The organism is Streptomyces abikoensis (assembly GCF_014648775.1).
Taxonomy (GTDB): Bacteria; Actinomycetota; Actinomycetes; order Streptomycetales; family Streptomycetaceae; genus Streptomyces; species Streptomyces abikoensis.
Window position 1 is genome coordinate 711833 of record NZ_BMRT01000001.1, and the last position, 21171, is coordinate 733003.

The window sequence follows — 21171 nt, forward strand, 5'->3', positions numbered from 1 at the left end:
CCGCTTGTTCGACAAGTCTTCCAGGAAACTGTACGTAGCCAAGTGCGGCAGCGCCAAACCGCTGCCCGGGGAGCTTGTGGCCGGGCCGTGCGCCGGGCCTTCGCCGACGGCGCCCCTCCCCCGCCCCGGCGCCGCCCGGAGCACCCGGGCGAGCGGGCCGGCCGCCCTCGCGAACTGCCGCGATCCACTCCCCCAACCACCGTGCATCACATACGACTTATTGATCTTTCCGGGTTAATTGGGTGGGTTATCCAGCACATTTGCCCAATTCCCACCGAAACGGCAGTCACAATCGTCTCTCAACACCCCTTAGAAAGGTTTAGCCATGTCGCGTATCGCCAAGGCTGCTGTCCTGACCGCCGCCGTGGGCACCGCGGTGACCGGTATCGCCGGCGTCGCCACCGCCGACTCCGGGGCGCAGGGTGCGGCCGTGGGCTCGCCGGGCGTCATCTCGGGCAACGTCATCCAGGTCCCGATCCACGTCCCGATCAACCTGTGCGGGAACTCGATCGACATCATCGCCCTGCTGAACCCGACCTTCGGCAACGTCTGCGTGAACAGCTGATCACCACCCCCCTTTCTGCGCGCGTCTCAGCCGGACCGCGCAGCGCCGGGGCCCGGGTCACAGTCAGCCGCCGGACCCGTCCCCCGCGCGTTCGTGGCGCCCATCTCCCTCCTGATGGGCGCCACTGCCATGTCCGGCCCCCGTCGGCACCGAGGCCTCGGTGCCGGCGGCGGCGCCGGGCAGGTCGGGTATCTCCACGATCGGCGGCAGGTCGGGGGTCAGCCGCGAGTGTTCTGACGTCATGGCGGTGAGCCTTCCCTCACGTCTCCCCGCACGTCGGGGAGACCGGGGCGATGGGACGGGAACGGGGACCCTGGCGGGTCAGGCCGCGGCGAGGAGCTGCCGGCGGAGCCGGTCGCAGGTGCGGCTGAGGATGCGGGAGATCTGCATCTGGGAGACGCCCAGGCGCGCCCCGATCTGCTTCTGGGTGAGATTGCCGAAGAAGCGCCAGTACAGGACGTAGCGTTCGCGCTCGGGCAGCGCGTCCAGGAGGGGGCGCAGGGACTGCCGGTCGACGACCAGGTCCAGCGCCCGGTCGGCCAGGCCCAGGGTGTCGGCGAGGGGGAGGTCGTCGGCGCCGGCGACGGAGTGGTCGAGCGAGAGCGTCTGGTGCACGCCGTCCGCGTCGAGCCCGCGCAGCACCTCCTCCTCCGACAGGCCGGTCTCGGCGGCGAGTTCGGCGGGGGTGACCGCGCTGCTCGCGCCCCGCTGTTCGAGCCGGGCGCGGGCGGCGCGGACGGCGGCCCGCAGCTCCTGGTCCCGGCGCGGGATGTGCAGGGACCACACGTGGTCGCGGACGTGCCGTTTGAGTTCGCCGCTGATCGTGGGGATGGCGAAGGACTCGAAGGCGTAGCCGAGCCCGGGGTCGTAGCGGTCCACGGCGTGGACGAGGGCCAGCGCGGCCACCTGGCGCAGGTCCGCCGGGCTCTCCCCGCACTTGCGGAAGCGGAGGCTGACGCGTTCGGCCATGGGCAGCCAGGCGGCGATCACGTCGTGCCGGAGCCGGTCGCGCTCCGGGCCGGCGGGAAGGGTCGCCAGCCGGCGGAAGGCGTCCTCGGTGCCGGGCGCGTCGGGTCGGCGCCCGCGGGGAGGGTGCTCGGTTTCGGCCATGGTCACAGTTGTCCCCTCGCTCGTGCGTCAAGGAGTGCCTGCCGGCCGGGCGCCGTCGGGGGCGCGACCGCCCCAGGGGCCGCCCGTGGCCGGGCCGGTTCCGGGGGCCGGGCCGGCCGGTGTCGGCCACGGTCGTCCCAGCATGACCCCGGCTCGCGCCACTCGCGACTCGGAGCTCCCGTGCGTCACTCAGAGCAATGCCACCCCGGGCGCGGGCGCCCGCGCCCCGGCTCACCGCGCCCGTCCGGGCCATGGGTCGAACGGGTGACGCCTACCCGGTGACGGGCGTCACACCCGCGGCATCTTGACCCCCGATCCGTGCAATCGATTTCCTGTGGGCGCGAAATCGATTGCACGGAACGTGATCCGATCGCGTCGGGACGGGGGGAGGAACCGTGGCGAACATCAAGGACGTCGCCGAGCGGGCCGGGGTGTCCACGGCCACCGTCTCCCGCGTCCTCAACGGCCGTTCCCCCGTGGCCGAGACGCGCGCACGCGTCCTGGCCGCCGTCGAGGAGCTCGGCTACCGCCCCAACGTCGTCGCCCGCGCCCTGCGCACCGCCCGGACCCGCACCCTCGGGCTCGTCGTCAGCGATCTGCGCAACCCGTTCTTCACCGAACTCGCCGACGCCGTCGAGCAGGAGGCCCGGCGGCTGGGCTACAGCCTGATCATCGGCAACGCGGGCGAGAGCCCCGAGCAGCAGGACGACTACATCCGCACCCTCCTGGACCGCCGGATCGACGGGCTGATGGTCAGCTCCGCCGGCACCGGCTCCCCGATGCTGAGCGAGGCGGTGGACGCCGGCACCCCGCTCGTCCTCCTCGACCGCGCCGTCCCGGGCGTCGCCGCGCCCTGCGTCCGGGCCGAGGGCGGCGCCGCGCTCACCGAACTCGCCGCGCACCTGGCCGCGCTGGGCAGGCGGCGGCCCGCCGTGATCGTCGCCCCGGCGGGCACCCCGACCGGCGACGAACGGCTCGCCCGCTTCCGTACGGCCCTCGCGGCGCACGGCGTGGCCCTGCCGCCCGGCCGCGTCGGTGCCTCACCGGACCCGAGCCCCGCCGGCGGCCGCCAGGTGATGCGCCGGCTGCTGGAGGCGGCCGAGCCGCCGGACGCCGTGCTCGCCACCGACAACCTGATGGCGCTCGGCGCCCTGGACGAGCTGCGGGCGCGCGGCCTGCGCGTCCCCGCCGACATGGCGCTCGTGGCCTTCGACGACGTGCCCTGGTTCGCCCACCTCGACCCGCCGCTCACGGCCGTCGCCCAGCCGACCGGGGCCCTCGGCCGGGCCGCCGTGCACACCCTGCTGGAACGGATCGCGGGCCGCCCCGCCGGCTCGGTCCTGCTGCCCGCCCGGCTCGTACGCCGCCGCTCCTGCGGCGAGTGACCCACCCACCGCCGGCCGAGAGGGGCGAGGCATGACGGGCGTCGACGACGACGCGCCACGCGAACTGCTGCGCGTGGAAGGCGTGGTGAAGTCCTTCCCCGGCGTCCGCGCCCTGGACGGCGTGTCCTTGAGCGTGCGCGCGGGCGAGGTGCACGTCCTGCTGGGAGAGAACGGCGCGGGCAAGAGCACGCTCATCAAGATGCTCGCCGGAGCCCACCGCCCCGACGCCGGCCGGATCCTGGCCGACGGCGAGGAGGTGACGATCCGCTCCGGCCGGGACGCCGAACGCCTCGGCATCGCCACCATCCACCAGGAGCTCACCCTCGTCCCCGGCCTCACCGTCGCCGAGAACCTCTTCCTCGGCCGCCAGCCGCGCACCGCCCTCGGCCTGATCGACCGGCGCGCCCTGCGGACGCGGGCCGCGGCGCTGCTGCGCCGGGTCCGCCTCGACGTGCCGCCCACCACGCCCGTGGCCGGGCTCGGCGTCGCCCAGCGGCAGATGGTGGAGATCGCCAAGGCCCTCAGCCTGGACGCCCGCGTCCTGATCATGGACGAGCCCACGGCCGTCCTCACCGCCGAGGAGACCGGCACCCTCTTCGGCATCGTGCGCGAGCTGCGCGCCGAGGGGACGGGCATCGTCTTCATCACCCACCACCTGGAGGAGATCACCGCCCTGGGCGACCGCGTCACCGTCCTGCGCGACGGCCGCTCGGTGGCCGAGGTGCCCGCCTCCACACCCGAGGACGAGCTCATCCGGCTGATGGTGGGCCGCGACGTCACCGACCGCTACCCCCGCGAACGCCCCGCGGAACCCGGTGCGCCGCTGCTGCGCGTCCGGGGCCTCACCCGGCGCGGGGCCTTCACGGACGTCGGCTTCGACGTCCGGGCGGGCGAGGTGGTGGGCCTGGCGGGACTGGTGGGCGCGGGCCGCACGGAGGTGGCGCGAGCGGTCTTCGGCGCGGACCGCTACGACACGGGCACGGTCGAGATCGACGGCGAGCGGCTGCCCCCGGGCGACGTCCGGGCGGCGATGCGGGCCGGGATCGGGCTCGTCCCCGAGGACCGCAAGGGCCAGGGCCTGGTCCTCGGCGCCTCCCTGGACGACAACCTCACCCTGGCCCGGCTGGACCGCGACACCCGCCTGGGCCTGGTCGACCGCCGGGCCCGGCGCCGCGCGGCGACCGCCGTCGCCGACCGGCTGAAGGTGCGGCACAGCGGTCTGGACCGCGCGGCCCGCACCCTCTCGGGCGGCAACCAGCAGAAGATCGTCATCGGCAAGTGGCTGCTGGCGGGCGCCCGCCTGCTGATCCTCGACGAGCCGACGCGCGGCATCGACGTCGGCGCGAAGGTCGAGATCTACCGGCTCGTCAACGAACTGACGGCGGCGGGCGACGCCGTGCTGCTGATCTCCAGCGACCTCCCCGAGGTCCTGGGCATGAGCGACCGCGTCCTGGTGATGGCACAGGGCCGCCTGACCGGTGAACTCCCGGCCGCGACGGCCACCCAGAACGCGGTGATGGAACTGGCGGTCCGGCAGAACATCCAGGACGAGAGCGCGATGGAGGGCTCCCATGTCGGCTGAGGTGCTTCGAACGCCCGGGAGCACCGGGCAGTGGTTCACCCGGGCGGTGCTCCGCAACGGACCACTGGGCGGGCTGCTCGCGCTGATCGCGGCGATGACCGTCCTCTCCCGGGACTTCCTGAACGGGCGGAACCTCCTCAACGTCGGGGTACAGGCGTCCGTCACGGCGATCCTGGCCTTCGGCCTGACGTTCGTGATCGTGTCGGCGGGCATCGACCTGTCCGTCGGCTCGGTGGCCGCGCTGTCCGCCACGGTCGTCGCCTGGGCCGCCACCGGCCACGGCCTGCCCGTGTGGCTGGCCCTGCCGCTGGGCCTCGGGACGGGCGCGGTCGCGGGCCTGGTCTCGGGCGCCCTGGTCGCCTACGGAAAGCTGCCCTCCTTCATCGCCACGCTGGCGATGCTGTCGGTGGCCCGCGGCCTCGCGCTCGTCATCTCCGGCGGCTCCCCGATCGCCTTCCCGTCCTCCCTCGCCCACCTGGGCGACACGCTGGCCGGCCGGCTGCCGGTGCCCGTCCTGGTGATGGCCGCGGCGGGTCTGCTGACGGCGCTGGTCCTGACGCGCACCCCCGCGGGCCGGGCGATGTTCGCGATCGGCGGCAACGAGGAGGCGGCCCGGCTGTCCGGCATCGACGTACGCCGCCGCAAGCTCACCGTCCACGCGCTGTCCGGGCTCTTCGCCGCCGTCGCGGGCGTCGTCCTCGCCGCCCGGCTCACCTCGGCCCAGCCACAGGCGGCCGCGGGGTACGAACTGGACGCGATCGCCGCCGTGGTGATCGGCGGGGCGAGCCTGTCGGGCGGCTCCGGCAAGGCGTCCGGAACGCTCGTCGGCGCGCTGATCCTCGCGGTGCTGCGCAACGGCCTCAACCTGCTGAGCGTCTCGGCGTTCTGGCAGCAGGTGGCCACGGGCGCGGTGATCGCGGTGGCGGTGCTGCTGGACACGCTGCGCCGCAGGGCGACGCGATGAAGGGGCGCGTGATGGAGGGGCGCCTGATGAGGGGCCGCGCGTACACCCTCGCGGTGGCCGTCCTCCTGACGACCCTGACGGGCTGCGACAGGGGCGGCGACACGGACCTGGGCCTGGCCCTCTCCACCATGAACAACCCTTTCTTCGTGGGCATCAAGGAGGGCGCGAAGGCCGAGGCGAGGGCACGCGGCCTGAAGATCAACATCACGGACGCCCAGAACGACCCGGTCCAGCAGGTCAATCAGATGGAGACGTTCACCAGCCAGAACGTCAAGGCCGCCGTGATCAACCCGGTGGACTCGGACGCGGCCGTCCCGGCCGTGGGCGTGGCGAACCGGGCCGAGGTGCCGGTGATCTCCATCGACCGGGGCGTCAACGGCGGCACGGTCGGCACGACCATCGCGTCCGACAACGTCGAGGGCGGCCGCCAGGCGGCCAAGGCCCTGGCCGACGCGCTGGGAGGCCACGGCAAGGTGGCGTTCCTGGAGGGGCGCCCGGGCACGTCGGCGGCCCGGGAACGCGCCAAGGGCTTCGAGGCGGGCATCCGAACGTATCCGGGCATCGAAGTAGTGGCCCGGCAGCCGGCCGACTTCGACCGCACCAAGGGCATGGACGTGATGGCCAACATGCTCCAGGCGCACCGCGACATCACAGGGGTGTTCGCGGCCAACGACGAGATGGCCCTGGGCGCGGCGAAGACACTGGGACACAGGAACGTGAGGATCGTGGCCTTCGACGGCACCCCGGACGGCGTCAGGGCCGTACGCGACGGGACGCTGACGGCGACGGTGGCCCAGCAGCCGAGGCTGCTGGGCAAGCAGGCGGTGGAGTGGGCGGTCAGGGCCGCGCACGGCGAACGGCTGCCGGACCGGGTGAAGGTCCCGGTGGTGCTGGTGACCCGCGGGAACGCGGCGGACTTCGAATGACGGTGACGAGATGAGCGACAGGTACGGCTACGACGTCCTGGTGATCGGCTCGGCCAACGCGGACCTGACCGTCCGTGTGGCCCGCCGCCCGGGCCCGGGCGAGACGGTGCTGGGCACCGACCTGGTCGAGTCCGCGGGCGGCAAGGGCGCCAACCAGGCCGCGGCGGCCGCCAGACTCGGCGCCCGCACGGCACTGCTGGCCCGGGTGGGCGACGACCCGTTCGGGCGACTGCTGCTGGAGGCCCAGCACGCGGCGGGCACGGAACTGCGGCACGTCCTGGTGGAGAAGGGAGCCCGGACGGGCACCGCGATGATCGTCGTGGGGCCGGACGGGGACAACACGATCGTGGTCTCCCCCGGCGCCAACGCCCGCCTCTCCCCCGCCGACGTACGGGCGGCGCGGGAGGTGGTGGCCGCCTCGGCGGTGGTCTCGCTCCAACTGGAGATCGCCACGGAGACGGTGAGGGCAGCGGTGGAAACCGCGACCGCGTCGGGCACGAGGGTCGTCCTCAACCCTTCCCCGACCCCGGAATCCCTGGACACGGACCTCCTGACAGCGGCCGACCCCCTGGTGGTCAACGAGCACGAGGCCGCGCTCCTCTCGGGCCTGCCCGCCGGCACCCCGACCGACCGGGCGCACGCGTTGCGAGAGCGGGGCGCCCGTTCAGTGGTGATCACCCTGGGCGGCGAAGGAGCGCTGATCCTGGACACGGAGGCAGCGGAACCCCTCCGGATCCCGGGCGTTCCCGTTGAGGTGATCGATACAACGGGCGCGGGCGACGCCTTCACCGGCGCCCTGGCCCTGCGCCTGGCCCGGGGAGCGACCCTGGAGGAGGCGGCCCGCTTCGCGGTCAGGGTCGGCGCGGCATCGGTGACGCGCCCGGGCGCACAACCGTCGTACCCGACGGCGGAGGAGCTGGCGTAGGGATCGTGCGGTGCCCCGTAAGGGGCGCGGGGAACTGCGCGATCGGCCGACGACGGCCCGCAGCCGACACGCCACCCCGGGGGTCCGGGCAATCCGCGGCCACGTCGTGGCCTGTCGTGCCCACGCGGCGGAGCCGCACGGTGTCACGGCCCCGCGCCCCTAACGGGGCGCCGTGGTGACAGGGCTAGGCCCGCCGCCCCTGACGCGGCACCAGATCGACCGCACCCGGCGCCTCCGCCACGCACTCCGCCAGCGCCACGATCTCCGCCGAGACCCTGCCCATGCCCCCGGCGTCCCCCACCCGCAGGAACGCGACGCGAGCCGCCGCGAGAGACCGCCCGGCCCTTCCCGTCCGGCGCAGCATCCGGCACAACCGGCCGAGCGCCAGCGCCCCCTCACCGATCAGCGACAGATCGTCGAGCGCCTCACCGGCACTCAAGGCGTCCGCGAACGCCCCCTCCGCCTCGTCGAAGAGCCCGTCCGCCAGCAGCGTCTCCCCCACATCGAGCAGCGCCCGCGCGGCCGCCGCGCGGCGCGCGTGGAGCCGGGCGGCCTCGCCCTCGGTGACGCGCCCGCCCACCCCGTCCAGCGCCGGCCCGCGCCACAGTCCGAGGGCACGCCGGTACAGCTCACCGGCCTCCTCGACACCACCGGGCCCGGCGGCGGCCGAGCAGGCCGCCGCGTCGACCAGCGCGTCGAAGTCGAGCACGTCGACACCGACCTGCTCGACGCACAGCCGGTAGCCCGAGGCCGCACCGACGATCAGCGGCTCCCCGTGCCCGGCGCCCCGGAACGCCGCGCGCAACGCACGGACGCACAGGGCGATCTGAGGGCGCGCGGACAGGGGCGTCCGTTCGCCCCAGATCGCGTCGGCGAGGGTGCGGACGGAGACCACCCGCCCCCGGGCGAGCGCGAGCAGGGACAGCACGACGCGCTGTCTGCGCCCGTCGACGGCCACGGACCGCCCGCCGACGCCGGCGGCGACGGGCCCCAGCAGGGCGAGGGTGACAGGCGCGGCGGCGGCGCCGGGAAACCCGCCCTGTGCCCCCGCGGGGGTCGCCGTACCGGTCGCCGTGACAGCGCTCATCACCGTGCCGTCACCCGGCCTGGCGCTCGAGTTCGCTGGCGAAGCGCAGCCAGGAGGCTGCGCAGTGCCGGGCGGCCTGGGCCACGGTCTGCCGCCGGTGGGCGGGCACGGCGTCGAGGAGCCGGCGCCAGCGGTCGCCGCCCATGGCGTGGGCGTTGAGCAGGCGCAGCAGGATGCGGCCGCCTTCGGTGAGCCGGAGCGAGGGGTCCGTGCGGAGCCTGGACAAGGAGGACGAACCGTCACCCGCCGGGGAGGGGGCGGCGACCGGCGCGACGACGGCCGACGCGCCATCTCCCATGGAAGGGACAGCCCCCACGGAAGGGACAGCCCCCATGGAGGGGACGGCCCCCGTGTCCCGCCGCTCCGCGTCCCGCAGTTTCTTGGGCACCGGGTCCTGCCCGAGCGCCAGCCGCAGCCGGACGTCGCGCGCGGTGCCGACGGCGATGCCGGCGTCGTGGGCGATCTCGCGGAGGCTGGCCTCGGGCCGGGCGGCGATGAGCGCTCCGGCGCGGCGCCGGCCGTCCGCCGCGTTGAGCGGGCGGACGCGGCCGTCGCGGCCGGTGCGGGTCGTGGTGGGGGCGGCGGGGTGGCCGGCGCGGCGGCGCAGGGAGGCCACCGTGCTGGCGGCCAGGCCCGCCGCCGACGCGATCAGCCGGTCCGACCAGTGCGGATGGCTCCGGATGATGCGCTCGGCGGCGGCCGACCGGTCCGCCCGGGTGAGGGGAAGGCCACCCGGCCGGGTGTTCGCCCGGACAGCGTGGACGAACGCGTCCTCCTCGCTGCCCTCGAAGAACCGGACCGCGATCCGCTCATCCCCCCGTAGACGAGCGGCTCGCAGCCGGTGCATTCCGTCGACGACCCGCAGGGTGGCGCGGTGGACGACGATGGGCGGCAAGGGGCTGTCCAGCCGGGCGATGGCCTGGACGTGGCGGGGGTCCTCCCCCGCCAGCCGCGGTGACGCCGCGGGCAGCAGGGACGTGAGGGGGAGCACGACGGTGTGCCGCTGTTCCGGCCTTGAAACCGTCACGAAACCCCCTCCAGAAGAACTCTCCGGCCGACGACGGATCGCGCCCGGTGGGTACGGGGCCCCAGGCCCCGCCCCCGCCAACTGGTGACCGACCGCCCTGCCGGGCCGTCCAACACCAGTCGATCCGCCGACACCGAGGACGCTAGGCAGCGAGCGCGCTCGCTGTCAACCGTGTTATGCGCCGGGGCACATGACCGTGCACGGCTCGGCACTTGACCGTGCGTATCGGCCCGTAAGCTAGATTGACCGCGGGAGGGAGGTGCGATCATGAACGATTCCGAAGCCAGGGCCGCGCGGACACTGGCGGACAAGCTCAACCACCTCTTCCGCACGGTGGTGCCGGACGGCCGGGAGCCGTACACCACGGAGGAAGTGGCGCGTGCGATCACCGCCGGGGGTGTGTCGATTTCCGGCAGCTACATCTGGCTGTTGCGGAAGGGGCAGCGCAGCAATCCGACGCTGCGACACGTGGAGGCGCTGGCGAAGTTCTTCGGCGTACCCCCGGCCTATTTCTTCGACGACCAGGTGACGGAGACGGTCAACGCCGACCTGGGCCTGCTGGTGGCGCTGCGCGAACCGCAGGTCCAGCGGGTCGCGCTCCGCGCGGCCGGGCTGTCGGCGGAGAGCCTCCACTCCATCAACGAAGTGATCGAGCGCGTACGCGAGTTGGAGGGCCTCCCGACGAACCGCGCCACCCCGCCACGAGAGGCACCGTGACCGCCACCACCCGCCCCGGCACGAGCGCCGAGACGGTCGAGACCGTCGCCATGCCGCACGGCAAGCTCATCGACGTCCACCGCCCCGCGCCGGGCGCCGGCCCTCGGGGTACGGCCCCACCGCCCGTCGTGCTGCTCTGGCACGGTGTCGGGCCCGACGAGCGGGACGTCATGCGGCCGTTGGCCGAGGCGGTCGCGCGCGAGGGGGTGCTCGTCCTCGTACCGGACTGGCGTTCCGACGAGCCGGACGGCGGCCGGGCGCAGTTGCTGGCGTCGCTGGAGTTCGCCCGCGCGCGGGCGGCGGGGCTCGGGGGCGATCCGGAGCGGTTCGTGCTGGCGGGCTGGTCGGCCGGCGGGTCGGCCGCGGTGGGTGTCGCGCTGCGGCCGGACGTCGTCGGTGGCCGGCGCCCGGCGGCCGTGGTGAGCATCGCCTCGCGTTATGACCTCCCGAACCGGACGACGGGCACGGTCCCGCTGACCGACCTGACCGGCCCGACCGGCGTCCCGGAGACGTCCGCCGTACCGGTCACCCTGGTGCACGGCACGGCAGACACCCTGATCCCCGCCGGGCGCTCGCGGGATCTGCGGGACGCCCTGGCCGCGCGCGAGCGGCCGGTGTTCCTGGAGGAGCCGGCGACGGACCACGCGGGCGTGATCATGACGGAGTACGACCCGGCGGCGGGCCGCTGCCGCCCGAGCGAGGACCCCGGCGTACTGGCGGCCGGCCGGATCACGGCCCGGGCGATCGCCCGGGCCGCCGGCAGGGCGTAGGGGCGGCCCTCAGACCGCGACCCGGTCCCCCCGGGAGAGCCCCGACCCCTCGGGGACGGCGGCCGGGTCGCTGCCCAGGTCGACGGCCCGGTTCCGCTCGTCGACGAAGACGACGCGCGGCTGGAAGGCGCGGGCCTCGGCGTCGTCCATGGTGCCGTAGGCGATGATGATGACGAGGTCGCCGGGGCTGATGAGCCGGGCCGCCGCGCCGTTGATGCCGAGCACGCCGGAGCCGCGCGGGCCCTCGATGACGTAGGTCGACAGGCGGGCGCCGTTGTCGATGTCGACGATGTCGACCTTCTCGCCGGGCAGCAGGTCGGCGGCTTCCATCAGATCGCCGTCGATGGTCACCGAACCCACGTAGTGGAGGTCGGCCTGGGTGACGGTGGCGCGATGGATCTTCGACTTCATCATGGTGCGATACATCGAGGTACTCCCGAAAGTAGGCTCCCTGCCTGCGTTTTTGCAGGTCAAGGGCTGTATCGCCAGTTTACAGGGCCCTCGCGGTTCAGGGGGGTGTGAGGGTGTCGATCCGGGCGGTGAGATCGGGGTGGGCGGCGGCCAGGTGGACGCGGGCGGCGGCCAGGGGGGCGATGAGGTCGGCGGGGTCGTCATGGGCGAGGGCCGCGTGGAGCTCGCCGAGCGGGCCCCGGGCGGCCGGCGGAAGGTCGGTGAGGGCGGTGATCTGGCCGGCGAGGCGGCGCAGGTCGGCGGCGTTGGCGCGGGCCCAGATGGCGGTGGTGCGCTCGGCGGCCCGGGCCTGGCGGGTGGCCGTCACGCGCTGTTCGCCGGTGGTGCCCGCGGGGCCGGGGCGGCCGCGCAGGTAGCGGCGTTCGGCGGCCTGACGGCTGGCGACGCCGAGCGGATGGGCGAGATCGGCCCAGCTGGCTCCCGCGTCCCGGGCGGTCTCGATCAGCCCCGTCTCCCACCCGGCGAGCTGCTCGCGCACCTGGCGCAGCAGCATCAGGGAGGCCAGCGCCTGCTCCGGCCCGGGGCCCGTGCCTCCGGGCGTGTCCGGGGGCTCTCGCCGGGCGTCGCGCAGGGCGTCGTCTATGGCGCGCAGGGCGGCCGCAGCGGCGAGGAACGACGCCGGGCCGTGGGCATGCGCGCTGGTCGTGGACGGCTGGTCGGCTGTGGTCACGAGCACCTCCCGCAGTTGTCATCATGTGGACGACATCATGTTTGTCATCCATTGGATGACATGTTACAACGGAGTCAGTGAGGCGCATTGGCAGCAACTGCCCGAACCCACTGGAGGTGTTTCACCATGTTGATGCGCACTGACCCCTTCCGTGAGCTGGACCGGCTGGCGCAGCAGCTGATGGGCACGGGCACGTGGTCCCGCCCGTCGGCCATGCCGATGGACGCGTACCGCGAAGGCGACGAGTACGTGGTGGCCTTCGACCTCCCCGGCGTCACCGCGGACGCGATCGACATCGACGTCGAGCGGAACATGCTCACCGTCAAGGCCGAGCGGCGACCGGTGGCGAAGGCCGACGACGTGCAGATGGAGCTGTCCGAGCGGCCGCTGGGTGCCTTCTCCCGGCAGATCGTGCTCGCCGACACCCTCGACACCGAGCACATCAAGGCCGACTACGACGCGGGCGTGCTCACCCTGCGCATCCCGATCGCCGAGCGCGCCAAGCCCCGCAAGGTCTCCATCGGCGTCGGATCCGGCCACAAGGAGATCTCCGGCTGACACCGGCCGGACGGGTGCGGAGAGCGGGCACCTGTCCTCCCCTCGACCCGCTCCCCGCACCCCCCTTCGCAACCCGAGCGAGAAGGGGTGGCGGCTGATGACCCTGCGACGCGAAGCGTTCCTCGACCACGTGAGGGAACGCGGCGAGTACAACACCCTGGAGGAAGCCGAGCGCGCGGCCCGTGTGGTGCTCGCGCTCCTCGGCGCGCACCTGGTCGGCGACGTCCGCGCCCAGTTGGCGGCGCGCCTGCCCGAGACGTTCGCCCTGATCCTGCTCAACCCGCTGCAGAGCGCCGAGCCGCTGTCCCCCGAACGGTTCGTCCGCGCGACCGCCGCGTGGATCGAGGGCGCCACCGAGCAGACCGCGGCCTGGGACGTCAGCGCCGTGCTGTCCACCGTCGCCGACGCGGCCGGCGAGGACCTGCTGGGCCAGATCCTCCTCCAGCTCCCCGCCGGCTACGACCTCCTCTTCGGCCGCCCCCGGCCCACCTGACCACGACGGGTGGTGCCGCACCCCGGCACCGCCCTCCCCGCCCCTGGACCACGAAAGGCATGCACCGCAGTGATCTCCGACGCGCGCGTACCGCTTGAGCACCAGCGGCCGTACGGGACGGCGTACGAGCAGATGCTGGAGAAGGTCCGCTACCAAGGCGCCTACCCCACCCGCGAGCGGGCCGACGAAGCCGTCCGCCTGGTCCTCGCCGGGCTGGGACGTCAGCTGACCGGCGACGAACGCGTCGAGCTGGCCGGCTGCCTGCCCCTGGAAGCCGCACGCGTGCTGACCACGCAGATCCCCGACACCCGGCCGCTGACCGGCTGGGCCTTCGTCAAGGACCTCGCCGCCCGCACCGGCGCCTCCCTGGCCACCACCCGCTGGGACACCGGCTCCGTCTTCTCCGCCGTCGCCGCCCATGCCGGCTCCGATCTGATCACCCGCATCCTCCACCGGCTCCCCAGCGGCTACGCCCTGCTGTTCGGCCGCGCCGAACTGCCCCGGCCGCACGGCCGGACGGACCTCGCTACGACGGGCCCCGGACCCGGGCGATGAGCAGGGCGACGTCGTCCTGGTCGTTGTCCTCGCGGAGCTCGGTGAGCAGCAGGTCGCACATGGCCTCCAGGTCGAGCCGGTGCCGGTCGAGGAGGTCGACGAGGACCGCGAGGCGGGTGTCGATGGCCTCGTCGCGGGTCTCCACCAGCCCGTCGGTGTAGAGGACGAGCTGGTCGCCGGGGGCGAGCTCCACGCCGACGCTCTCGAAGGGGACGCCGCCCACGCCCAGCGGCGCGCCCGTGGGCAGGTCCAGCAGGACGGGCCGGAGGCCGGGCCGCATCAGGACCGGGGGCAGATGGCCGGCGTTGGCGACGCGGCAGCACGCCTCCTGGTGGTCGTAGACGGCGTAGACGCAGGTGGCGATGGTCTGGTCGAGACCACTGGCGGTGCGGTCGAGGTGGTGGAGCACCCGGCCGGGGTCGAGGCCGAGGCCGGAGAGGGTGCGGGCGGCGGTGCGCAGCTGGCCCATGGCCGCGGCGGCGTTGATGCCGCTGCCCATGACGTCCCCCACGACGAGGGCGCTGCGGTCGCCCTCCTGCGGGATGACGTCGAACCAGTCGCCGCCGACCTGGACGGCCGCCCCGGCGGGCTGGTAGCGGTAGGCGACCTCCAGGCCGACGAGGTTCTGGGGCCGCTGGGGCAGCAGGTTCCGCTGGAGGGTGAGGACGGTGGCGCGTTCGCGCTGGTACCAGCGGGCGTTGTCGATGCAGACGGCCGCGCGGGCGGCGAGCTCGCCGGCGAGGACGACGTCGTCCTCGCCGAAGGGCTCGGGGTTGGTGATCCGCTTGAGGTCCAGGGCGCCGAGCACCTCGCCCCGGGCGATCAGCGGTACGACCAGGTAGGAGTGGAGCCCGGCGCGGCCGAGGAGCTCGGCGGACGGGGCGTCGCGGGCGATCCGGGACAGGTCCGCGGGGGCCACGCGGGTCAGCCGGACGGGGCGGGCGGTGTTCACGCACCGGGCGACCAGGCGGTCGGGGTCGTACTTGGCGATCTCCCCGGGCGGGTCGGCGGCCCGTACGGCGTCGGTGATGGCGCCGGTGACCGGGCCCTCGCCGCCGTTCCCGCCGGCCGAGGCGACGGCGAGGGCCCGGAAGACGGCGGCCCGTTCGTCCGGCGGGGTGACGTGGCCGTGGAGGGCGGTGTCGAGGATGTCGACGGCCGCCACGTCGGCCAGGTCGGGAACGACGACCCCGGCCAGTTCCCGGGCGGTCTGGTCGAGGTCGAGCGTGGTGCCGATGAGCACGGACGCGTCGGCGATCAGGGCCAGTCTGCGGCGGGCCTCGGTGGCCGTCCGGTGCCGGTCGGTGATGTCGACGTCCGAGGTGGCCAGCCCCATCGGGCGGCCGGCGGGGTCCTCCAGCCGGTAGCAGGAGACGAGCCGGGCCCGCTCCCCGGCGGCGGCGTCGGCGGTGGGCCCCACGGTGAAGTGGTCCACCAGGGGGACGCCGGTCGCGAGGACCCGGCGCATGGCCCGTTCCACCGCGTCGATCTCGTGGGCGGACAGGAAGGGCAGCGCCTCGCGCACGTGCCGGCCCACGTAGGCCCGGGCGGGCATGCCGTGGATGCGTTCCAGGGCCGGGTTGACCATGACGTACCGGAGCCCGGTGTCGAGGATCGCGAGCCCGATCGGGGACTGGGCCACGAGCCGCAGCGACAGGGCCAGGTCCCGTTCGACGTCCCGCAGGATCTCCTGGTCGGTGGCCATGCCGAGGGCGTAGACGCGGCCGTCCTTGTCCTCCAGCCGCATGTTGCGGAATTCGAGGAGCCGGGTGGTGCCGTCCTTGTGCCGGGCGGGGAAGACCCCGGCCCAGCTTCCGCCGCCGCCCACGACCTTGGCGAACAGGTGCAGGACCTCGTCGAGGTTCTCCTTGTCGACCAGGAGCTGGGCGGCGTACCGCCCGAGGGCCTCGGCGGCGGTCCAGCCGAAGAGCTCCTCCGCCTGCGGGCTCCACAGGACGATCCGGCCGTCCTGGTCGAGGACCACCGCGGCGACGCTCAGCACGTCCAGCAGGCTGCCGGGCGCGTAGGGGGTGCCCCTGGCCCGGCCCGGGTCCGGCCGGAACGCGTCGGTCGTACCCATCCGAGGTCCTCCTTCCGCCCGCTCGGGGTGGTGCGGCGGCCTCGCCCGGGTGTGCGCCCGGCCCCTGTCCCGGTCCTCCTACGTCTCGCCGTCACGCCGCAGCGTCTTCCATGTTCTCCCCGAACCCGCCCACCGCGCAGCCCACGGCCACGCGGCCGGAGGTCAGCGGAGGGGCGCGGCTCCGGGCAGCGGGAGGGTGAACCAGATCGTCTTGCCGCCGCCGGAGGTGTGATGGCCCCACTCGGCGGCCAGCTGCTCGACGAGCCACATGCCGCGCCCGTTCTCGCTGTCCGGGCCGGCCTCGGCACACAGCGGCAGCCGGCCGCCGCCGTCGGTGACCTGCACGACCAGCTGGGCGGGGGTGCGGCTGAGGGCGAGCCGGACCTCTCCGGCGCCCCCGGGCACGTGCACGATGGCGTTGGTGACCAGCTCCGAGAGGAGCAGGACGGCGTCGTCGGCGAGCTCGTCGAGGCCCCATTCGGCCAGCAGGCCCCGGGAGAAGCGGCGGGCGGCCGCGACGGAGCGGGGCGAGGCGGGCAGCGAGACCGCGCTGGAGGGCGGCGGGCCCGGGCGCGTCCGGCGGGCCGCCCCGAGGGCCGGCGGGCTGTGCACGCACCAGGGGGTGCCGTGGCCCCGCTCGCCGAGGACTCCCCAGGGGCGGGTCGTCCACGCGGCGATCGGCTCGTGGGCACTGGGAATGGCGTCGGCCGTATGCGAGGGACTCAGGGTGTCGCGTCGGAATGCAGGCATCTGGCTCTGGCTCTGGGGCGTTCGAGGGGGCGCGAGGGCGCCGGGCGAGGGATTCCCCCAACATTCGCCCCGTTTCCGCCACAGGTCTATACCCTTTGGGTCACCACTGTCGCACGGAGTGCGATAACCCCAGGTCGGGAGGGGTTTCCGGGGTGCAAAGTCGATGTGAGCGAGAACACGACGCCTCGGGCAGGTCGGCCGCCGGGGCCCGCGTGGCACGGGACCCGGCGGGGCGTCCCGTCAGGATCTGGCCGGGCACTCCTTCCACGCCAGGTGGTAGATGGTCTTGAGACTGCCGTCCGTGGAGTCCATGGTCATGAAGCTGGTGGTCTTGGTGGGGTCGGAGGTGCCCGCGTTGACCCGCAGCTCGGTGTTGATGTTGAAGTTCCGCAGCTCGCCGCAGGGCGCCCAGACCAGCGCGGCGATGGGCACGGAGTCGGTGGCCTGCCAGTTGTCCTCGTAGGAGCCCTTGAAGGTGTGGCTGCTCGGGGTGGTGACGGGCGAGCCCTGGAAGTAGTACGACGCCTTCTCGGTGCCCGAGGCGCCGGGCTCCAGCTTGGCGTAGCCGCGGTAGTCGGCGGCGGCGATCGCGTAGGTGAAGCCCTGGGGGACGTGGACGTTCAGGTTGAGCTGGCAGTTCTTGCGGAAGTCGGTGGGCTTGGAGCCGACGCCCACCTGGGCGAGGTAGTCGCTGTAGGTCACGGTGAAGGCGGTGTTGTCGGGCGAGACCGCGACGGCGGCGGTCCCGGCCGGACATCCCGATCCGTTGACCGTGGCGACCTCGATCACGATCTTGTCCGGCGGCGGGTTGGTGATGACGGAGGGGTTGTGCGTGGACAGCGGGGCCGCGAGCAGGGTCGCGATGGCACCCGCGGTGAGAAGGCCGGTGGGCATGGCGCTCCAATCGGTTGGGCGGCGGGAGTGACGACTGACTCATGTGCCGGTGACTCGTGTGCCGGACGGCCGGGAGGGCGGGCGGCGGTGCGGGTCGCGACACTCGCGACACGACCCAAAAAAGCCATGCACATGACAATCCACGCCCTCTTCCGGGGCCCGTAGGACCGGGAGCGTTCGCATCGTAGGCGGCGGGAAGGGGGTTGACCAGACTCTCCGCCCGCGCCCGGCGACGCCCCCCGCGACACCTCCGCCGGGGTGAATTCCCCGGATCTGGCCGAAAGTTGTCGTCAACCACGTATCCCCTGGTCACCGGGCGGGAACCGGCCCCGCCCGGTTGTCGTGCGCGGGCCTTTGCGCCAGACTGGTCTTTTAGTCAGGGCTAAAGGTGGCATGCTGCACCCAAGGGACGCCCGGAAGACAGCTGGTGGGGGGACGACATGGCCTGGCGCAGGAGCGGTCACGAAGGCGGACACGGCGCGGCGCCGGCGGGAGCCCGGCTCGCCCGGCAGACGACGGCCTCGCTGGCCGGCCTCCTCGCCGAACGGGACATGACCCGCAAGGAGCTGGCCGAGCAGCTCGGCGTCTCCCCGGGCCGGGTCAGCCAGATCCTCTCGGGCGACGAGAACCTCACCCTCCGCTCGCTGGCCGCCGTGGCCGAATCCCTCGATGCCACCGTCGAGATCACCTTCCGGGACGCCTCCGGCGCCCCCACGCACCACCCGGCGGACGACACCGCCGCTTCCGGCCGTCTGGAGACGGCCCCTGTCTCTCCCCTGGCCACCCGCTCGCGGCATCGCTGACACGACGGCCGAGACATCGGCGCGATCGAGGCATCAGCGCCGGGAGACGCCCTGCGGATCCGTGTCCGCCGCGCCGGGCCCGCCGCCCAGGGCCTCGCCCACGCCCGGGGGGACCAGATAGCGCTCCTTGATGCCGAGGATCTTCACCCCGTCGCTGCGCTTGCCGTGGGCGTGCGCGAGCTCCAGCAGATGCCGCAGATACTGCTCGGCCTCCCCGAACGCCCGCTTGACCTGGCGGATCTCATCGGGCTCGGGCAGCCGGCCCTGAAGCCGGGCGGCCTTCTTGACCTTCGTCTCCACGGTGATCCATTTCTGTGCCGCCGCCCGCACCTCCTTGTGCCGCTCGTTGATCTCGCGTTTGGCCAGCGCCCGGGCCCGGCTCGTACGGCCCTGGACGTCGACCCGCAGCAGCAGGTGGGACCTGATGTCGTCGGCGTAGTAGTCGAGGTGCCAGCAGTCCCGGAAGCCCTCGGCCATCCGCTCGCACCAGTCGGCCCGGTCCGCCCGCAGGCGCAACGCCAGTTGGTGGAGCAGCAGGGAGTTGCCGAGGGTGAGGACGGCCATGGCGGGGCCGCCGCCGTTGCGCTCGCCGCCCCGGCCCCGGGGGCTCACGCCCCAGCCGGTGGCGACGCCCACGGCCATCGGGGGCACGCTGGGGGTCAGCGGCAGCAGGACTCCGCTGGCCAGGGCGGCCATTCCGGAGGTCCACAGCACGACGCACAGCGCCAGCGCCGAGGAGCGCGCCGTCCCCAGCAGCCTGCCGTCGTCCCGGAAGCGGAAGACCAGGCAGATCCAGGTGACGGGCGCGCAGACGGCGGCGGGCAGGACCCACTCGGAGATGACGGACGCCTGGTCCAGTGCCACATCGGCTCCCGGTCTTCGAACTCGAGGGGGCGGCCGCGCCTTCGTGACACCTGCACACCTGCGCCGAGAAGCACGGGCGGCGGCGCCGGACCGAGCGCTTGCCCCACTCGGCTCGACAGCTTTCACTCAGCGCGCACCGCGACGACCCGATGATGTTCCCACCACGCCCGTTACGGCGTGCGATGATCCGGTCAACCTCTGGGGGCGACCGAACGATTCACGCCATTCCGGCCCGGCGGACGCCGTCGGGCCGGGGCCGGAGCGGGTGCCCGGCCCGGCGGCGTCCGGCCGACCGGAGGGTCAGCCGCGGACCTTGGCGACGACGGCCGCGACCAGGGCGGTCAGGGCGGCGCGCAGCTCCTCGTCGACGGGCAGGCCGTCCTCGCCGAGGACGGTGTGGGCCTTGGCCACGCACAGCTCGTCGCCGACGACGTCGCTGCCGCAGGCGGTCAGCACCTTGCGCAGCTCGGCCTGGGCGAACTTGGCACCGTAGCCGCTGGGGCTGGCGCCGATGACGGCGGCGGTCTTGCCGTGGAGCGCGCTGGCCCGGTAGGGGCGGGAGGCCCAGTCGAGGGCGTTCTTCAGCTGGCCGGGCAGGGAGGAGTTGTACTCGGGGGTGGCGAACAGCAGCGCGTCGGCGGCGAGCATGGCCTCGCGCATGGCCCGCACACCGGCGCCCGGCGCGGCCTCGTCGTCCTCGTTGAAGGGCTCGACGGCGGCGAGGCCGTCCCACAGCTCCAGCTTCACCTCGGCGCCCGCCAGTTCGCCGGCCGCGCGCAGGATGGCGGCGTTGACGGAGGCGGTACGGGTGCTTCCGGATATCGCGAGGACGCGGACGGGTTCGGTGGTGATGGCGGTCATGTAAACAAGTTCTCCTGAAGTGACAAAAACGCCGCCTGGACGACGGCGTGACGTACTGAGGATCTGTCAACCAGGGAACGTAGCACCCGCACGGCCGCGGCCCGCCTCGGATGGGCCGTGACCTGCTCCGCAACGGCCGCGACGACCGGGAGGAATGCGGTGAAGTTCCATGAATGGGACGGTCCGGCGGATGCGCCGTGAGCCGGGGCGCGCCATGAGCCGGGAGGTGCTCTCCCGGCAGGCCCCCCGCCCGTATCGCACCCTGGCCTACGGCACCCACCGGGACCAGGTCGTCGATCTGTGGCCCGCGCCCCGGGACGGCGCTCCGCTGGTCCTGATCGTCCACGGCGGCTTCTGGCGTGCCGCGTACGACCGCCGGCACGTCCGTCCCATGGCCAACGCCCTGGCCGCGGCGGGGTACGCGGTCGCCGCGGCCGAGTACCGGCGCACCGGGACGCCCGGCGGGGGCTGGCCGGGCACGTTCGACGACATCGCGGCGGTGGCGGACGCGACGGCCGGGCTGGCCGCGCGCCTCGGCGCGGATCCGCGCCGGCAGGTCTGGGTCGGGCACTCGGCGGGCGGCCATCTCGCGCTGTGGGCGGCGTCGCGGCACCGGTTGCCGCGGGATTCGCCGTGGTACGCCGCACGCCCGGAGGCAGCCGTGCTCTGCCTGGCGGGCTGCGCCTCGCCGACCCTGGCGGCGCTGTGGGACCTCGACGAGGGGGCGGCCCGGGCCCTGCTCGGCGGGACGCCCGAGGGCGTACCGGAACGTTACGCCGCCGCCGATCCGGGGTGGCTGCTGCCCACCGGGGTGCGGGTGACGCTGGTGCACGGCACGGCGGACGAACAGATTCCGGTGGCGATGAGCCGGACGTTCACCGCCCGGGCCCGGCGACTGGGGGATCCGGTGTCGCTGGTCGAACTGCCGGGCGTGGAGCACTTCGCGCTGATCGACCCGCGCTCGGCCGCCTGGCCGGAGGTCCTCGCGGCACTGGCGGGGCTGGCGGAGCCGGCGCGATAGGGGCCGTGCGGCACCGAGCGACGGCCGCGGCCGTGTGCCACCGGACCGCCCGCGCGACCCTGTGACAGCGCGCCGCCACGCCCGGTCGGCGGG

Annotated in this window: 22 protein-coding genes and 1 pseudogene; 12 read left to right on the plus strand and 11 right to left on the minus strand. The window is 74.1% G+C overall.

The window, feature by feature from the left end; translation table 11 throughout:
* Nucleotides 1-325: 325 nt before the first annotated feature.
* Nucleotides 326-565, plus strand: coding sequence for a chaplin (locus tag IE096_RS03080; RefSeq protein ID WP_189448090.1), 240 nt, complete (start codon nucleotides 326-328; stop codon nucleotides 563-565).
* A gap of 63 nt (nucleotides 566-628) precedes the next feature.
* Here IE096_RS03080 and IE096_RS03085 read toward each other — a convergent pair whose 3' ends face one another.
* Nucleotides 629-808: a hypothetical protein gene (locus IE096_RS03085; RefSeq protein ID WP_189448092.1), complete on the minus strand. Its 180-nt coding sequence runs from the start codon at nucleotides 806-808 to the stop codon at nucleotides 629-631.
* A 78-nt stretch (nucleotides 809-886) separates the two neighbouring features.
* Nucleotides 887-1675 carry a sigma-70 family RNA polymerase sigma factor gene (locus tag IE096_RS03090; protein WP_189449530.1) on the minus strand — a complete coding sequence of 263 codons (789 nt, stop codon included), beginning with the start codon at nucleotides 1673-1675 and terminating at the stop codon, nucleotides 887-889.
* A gap of 395 nt (nucleotides 1676-2070) precedes the next feature.
* Here IE096_RS03090 and IE096_RS03095 point away from each other — a divergent pair, with 395 nt between their 5' ends.
* From IE096_RS03095 to rbsK, 4 genes and pseudogenes are all read left to right on the plus strand, one after another.
* Entirely contained in the window at nucleotides 2071-3060 is a 990-nt protein-coding gene (locus IE096_RS03095; RefSeq protein ID WP_189448094.1) for a LacI family DNA-binding transcriptional regulator, read from the plus strand.
* Between the two features lie 31 nt (nucleotides 3061-3091).
* Nucleotides 3092-4642, plus strand: a complete 1551-nt coding sequence (locus IE096_RS03100; RefSeq protein WP_189448096.1) for a sugar ABC transporter ATP-binding protein — start codon at nucleotides 3092-3094, stop codon at nucleotides 4640-4642.
* Nucleotides 4632-6532 (plus strand): annotated as a pseudogene (locus IE096_RS31160) (ABC transporter permease/substrate-binding protein). The gene IE096_RS03100 and the pseudogene IE096_RS31160 overlap by 11 nt, the downstream one beginning before the upstream one ends.
* Before the next feature lie 10 nt (nucleotides 6533-6542).
* Nucleotides 6543-7457: a ribokinase gene (gene rbsK / locus IE096_RS03115; RefSeq protein ID WP_189448102.1), complete on the plus strand. Its 915-nt coding sequence runs from the start codon at nucleotides 6543-6545 to the stop codon at nucleotides 7455-7457.
* Between the two features lie 184 nt (nucleotides 7458-7641).
* On the opposite strand, the gene IE096_RS03120 is transcribed toward rbsK, so the two are convergent.
* Both IE096_RS03120 and IE096_RS03125 read right to left on the minus strand, forming a co-directional pair.
* The gene (locus tag IE096_RS03120; RefSeq protein ID WP_189448104.1) at nucleotides 7642-8544 is read right to left on the minus strand and encodes an AfsR/SARP family transcriptional regulator; all 903 of its coding nucleotides are present in this window, start codon (nucleotides 8542-8544) and stop codon (nucleotides 7642-7644) included.
* A gap of 10 nt (nucleotides 8545-8554) precedes the next feature.
* Nucleotides 8555-9571 (minus strand): ParB/RepB/Spo0J family partition protein, encoded by a 1017-nt coding sequence (locus IE096_RS03125; RefSeq protein WP_189448107.1) that lies wholly within the window; start codon nucleotides 9569-9571, stop codon nucleotides 8555-8557.
* A 267-nt stretch (nucleotides 9572-9838) separates the two neighbouring features.
* Here IE096_RS03125 and IE096_RS03130 point away from each other — a divergent pair, with 267 nt between their 5' ends.
* Nucleotides 9839-10288: a helix-turn-helix domain-containing protein gene (locus tag IE096_RS03130; RefSeq protein WP_189448109.1), complete on the plus strand. Its 450-nt coding sequence runs from the start codon at nucleotides 9839-9841 to the stop codon at nucleotides 10286-10288.
* The gene (locus IE096_RS03135) at nucleotides 10285-11058 is read left to right on the plus strand and encodes an alpha/beta hydrolase (protein WP_229819879.1); all 774 of its coding nucleotides are present in this window, start codon (nucleotides 10285-10287) and stop codon (nucleotides 11056-11058) included. The genes IE096_RS03130 and IE096_RS03135 overlap by 4 nt, the downstream gene beginning before the upstream one ends.
* A 9-nt stretch (nucleotides 11059-11067) precedes the next feature.
* On the opposite strand, the gene panD is transcribed toward IE096_RS03135, so the two are convergent.
* Nucleotides 11068-11484: an aspartate 1-decarboxylase gene (panD, locus tag IE096_RS03140; RefSeq protein WP_189448110.1), complete on the minus strand. Its 417-nt coding sequence runs from the start codon at nucleotides 11482-11484 to the stop codon at nucleotides 11068-11070.
* A gap of 82 nt (nucleotides 11485-11566) precedes the next feature.
* Nucleotides 11567-12199 carry a type III effector protein gene (locus tag IE096_RS03145; RefSeq protein WP_189448112.1) on the minus strand — a complete coding sequence of 211 codons (633 nt, stop codon included), beginning with the start codon at nucleotides 12197-12199 and terminating at the stop codon, nucleotides 11567-11569.
* A gap of 126 nt (nucleotides 12200-12325) precedes the next feature.
* On the opposite strand from IE096_RS03145, the gene IE096_RS03150 reads away from it, so the two are divergent.
* The 3 genes from IE096_RS03150 (at nucleotide 12326) to IE096_RS03160 (ending at nucleotide 13805) form a co-directional block, all read left to right on the plus strand.
* Entirely contained in the window at nucleotides 12326-12757 is a 432-nt protein-coding gene (locus tag IE096_RS03150; RefSeq protein ID WP_189448114.1) for an Hsp20/alpha crystallin family protein, read from the plus strand.
* Nucleotides 12758-12854: 97 nt separating this feature from the next.
* Nucleotides 12855-13250, plus strand: coding sequence for a DUF2267 domain-containing protein (locus IE096_RS03155; protein ID WP_189448116.1), 396 nt, complete (start codon nucleotides 12855-12857; stop codon nucleotides 13248-13250).
* A gap of 69 nt (nucleotides 13251-13319) precedes the next feature.
* The gene (locus IE096_RS03160; RefSeq protein WP_189448118.1) at nucleotides 13320-13805 is read left to right on the plus strand and encodes a DUF2267 domain-containing protein; all 486 of its coding nucleotides are present in this window, start codon (nucleotides 13320-13322) and stop codon (nucleotides 13803-13805) included.
* Here IE096_RS03160 and IE096_RS03165 read toward each other — a convergent pair.
* The 3 genes from IE096_RS03165 to IE096_RS03175 form a co-directional block, all read right to left on the minus strand.
* Nucleotides 13777-15885, minus strand: a complete 2109-nt coding sequence (locus IE096_RS03165; protein ID WP_189448120.1) for a SpoIIE family protein phosphatase — start codon at nucleotides 15883-15885, stop codon at nucleotides 13777-13779. The genes IE096_RS03160 and IE096_RS03165 overlap by 29 nt on opposite strands.
* Before the next feature lie 162 nt (nucleotides 15886-16047).
* Complete coding sequence (locus IE096_RS03170) at nucleotides 16048-16635, minus strand: ATP-binding protein (RefSeq protein WP_189448122.1); 588 nt, start codon at nucleotides 16633-16635, stop codon at nucleotides 16048-16050.
* Nucleotides 16636-16875: 240 nt separating this feature from the next.
* Nucleotides 16876-17529 (minus strand): DUF4360 domain-containing protein, encoded by a 654-nt coding sequence (locus tag IE096_RS03175; protein ID WP_189448124.1) that lies wholly within the window; start codon nucleotides 17527-17529, stop codon nucleotides 16876-16878.
* Nucleotides 17530-17969: 440 nt separating this feature from the next.
* Between IE096_RS03175 and IE096_RS03180 the strand changes: the two genes are divergently transcribed.
* Complete coding sequence (locus IE096_RS03180) at nucleotides 17970-18332, plus strand: helix-turn-helix domain-containing protein (RefSeq protein WP_189448126.1); 363 nt, start codon at nucleotides 17970-17972, stop codon at nucleotides 18330-18332.
* 33 nt (nucleotides 18333-18365) lie between these two features.
* On the opposite strand, the gene IE096_RS03185 is transcribed toward IE096_RS03180, so the two are convergent.
* Nucleotides 18366-19196: a hypothetical protein gene (locus IE096_RS03185; protein ID WP_189448128.1), complete on the minus strand. Its 831-nt coding sequence runs from the start codon at nucleotides 19194-19196 to the stop codon at nucleotides 18366-18368.
* A gap of 300 nt (nucleotides 19197-19496) precedes the next feature.
* Nucleotides 19497-20057, minus strand: a complete 561-nt coding sequence (locus tag IE096_RS03190) for an NADPH-dependent FMN reductase (RefSeq protein ID WP_189448130.1) — start codon at nucleotides 20055-20057, stop codon at nucleotides 19497-19499.
* Between the two features lie 169 nt (nucleotides 20058-20226).
* Here IE096_RS03190 and IE096_RS03195 point away from each other — a divergent pair, with 169 nt between their 5' ends.
* Entirely contained in the window at nucleotides 20227-21078 is an 852-nt protein-coding gene (locus IE096_RS03195) for an alpha/beta hydrolase (RefSeq protein ID WP_229819880.1), read from the plus strand.
* The last annotated feature ends 93 nt before the right edge of the window (nucleotides 21079-21171 follow it).

Excerpts from the sequence above, each read along its gene's own strand:
- IE096_RS03165 (WP_189448120.1), bottom strand. The coding sequence starts at position 15,885 with ATGGGTACGACCGACGCGTTCCGGCCGGACCCGGGCCGGGCCAGGGGC.
- IE096_RS03190 (WP_189448130.1), bottom strand. The coding sequence starts at position 20,057 with ATGACCGCCATCACCACCGAACCCGTCCGCGTCCTCGCGATATCCGGA.
- IE096_RS03195 (WP_229819880.1), top strand. The coding sequence starts at position 20,227 with ATGAATGGGACGGTCCGGCGGATGCGCCGTGAGCCGGGGCGCGCCATG.
- IE096_RS03080 (WP_189448090.1), top strand. The coding sequence starts at position 326 with ATGTCGCGTATCGCCAAGGCTGCTGTCCTGACCGCCGCCGTGGGCACC.
- IE096_RS03155 (WP_189448116.1), top strand. The coding sequence starts at position 12,855 with ATGACCCTGCGACGCGAAGCGTTCCTCGACCACGTGAGGGAACGCGGC.
- IE096_RS03100 (WP_189448096.1), top strand. The coding sequence starts at position 3,092 with ATGACGGGCGTCGACGACGACGCGCCACGCGAACTGCTGCGCGTGGAA.
- IE096_RS03170 (WP_189448122.1), bottom strand. The coding sequence starts at position 16,635 with ATGCCTGCATTCCGACGCGACACCCTGAGTCCCTCGCATACGGCCGAC.
- IE096_RS03150 (WP_189448114.1), top strand. The coding sequence starts at position 12,326 with ATGTTGATGCGCACTGACCCCTTCCGTGAGCTGGACCGGCTGGCGCAG.
- IE096_RS03090 (WP_189449530.1), bottom strand. The coding sequence starts at position 1,675 with ATGGCCGAAACCGAGCACCCTCCCCGCGGGCGCCGACCCGACGCGCCC.
- panD (WP_189448110.1), bottom strand. The coding sequence starts at position 11,484 with ATGTATCGCACCATGATGAAGTCGAAGATCCATCGCGCCACCGTCACC.
- IE096_RS03180 (WP_189448126.1), top strand. The coding sequence starts at position 17,970 with ATGGCCTGGCGCAGGAGCGGTCACGAAGGCGGACACGGCGCGGCGCCG.
- IE096_RS03120 (WP_189448104.1), bottom strand. The coding sequence starts at position 8,544 with ATGAGCGCTGTCACGGCGACCGGTACGGCGACCCCCGCGGGGGCACAG.
- IE096_RS03175 (WP_189448124.1), bottom strand. The coding sequence starts at position 17,529 with ATGCCCACCGGCCTTCTCACCGCGGGTGCCATCGCGACCCTGCTCGCG.
- rbsK (WP_189448102.1), top strand. The coding sequence starts at position 6,543 with ATGAGCGACAGGTACGGCTACGACGTCCTGGTGATCGGCTCGGCCAAC.
- IE096_RS03085 (WP_189448092.1), bottom strand. The coding sequence starts at position 808 with ATGACGTCAGAACACTCGCGGCTGACCCCCGACCTGCCGCCGATCGTG.
- IE096_RS03130 (WP_189448109.1), top strand. The coding sequence starts at position 9,839 with ATGAACGATTCCGAAGCCAGGGCCGCGCGGACACTGGCGGACAAGCTC.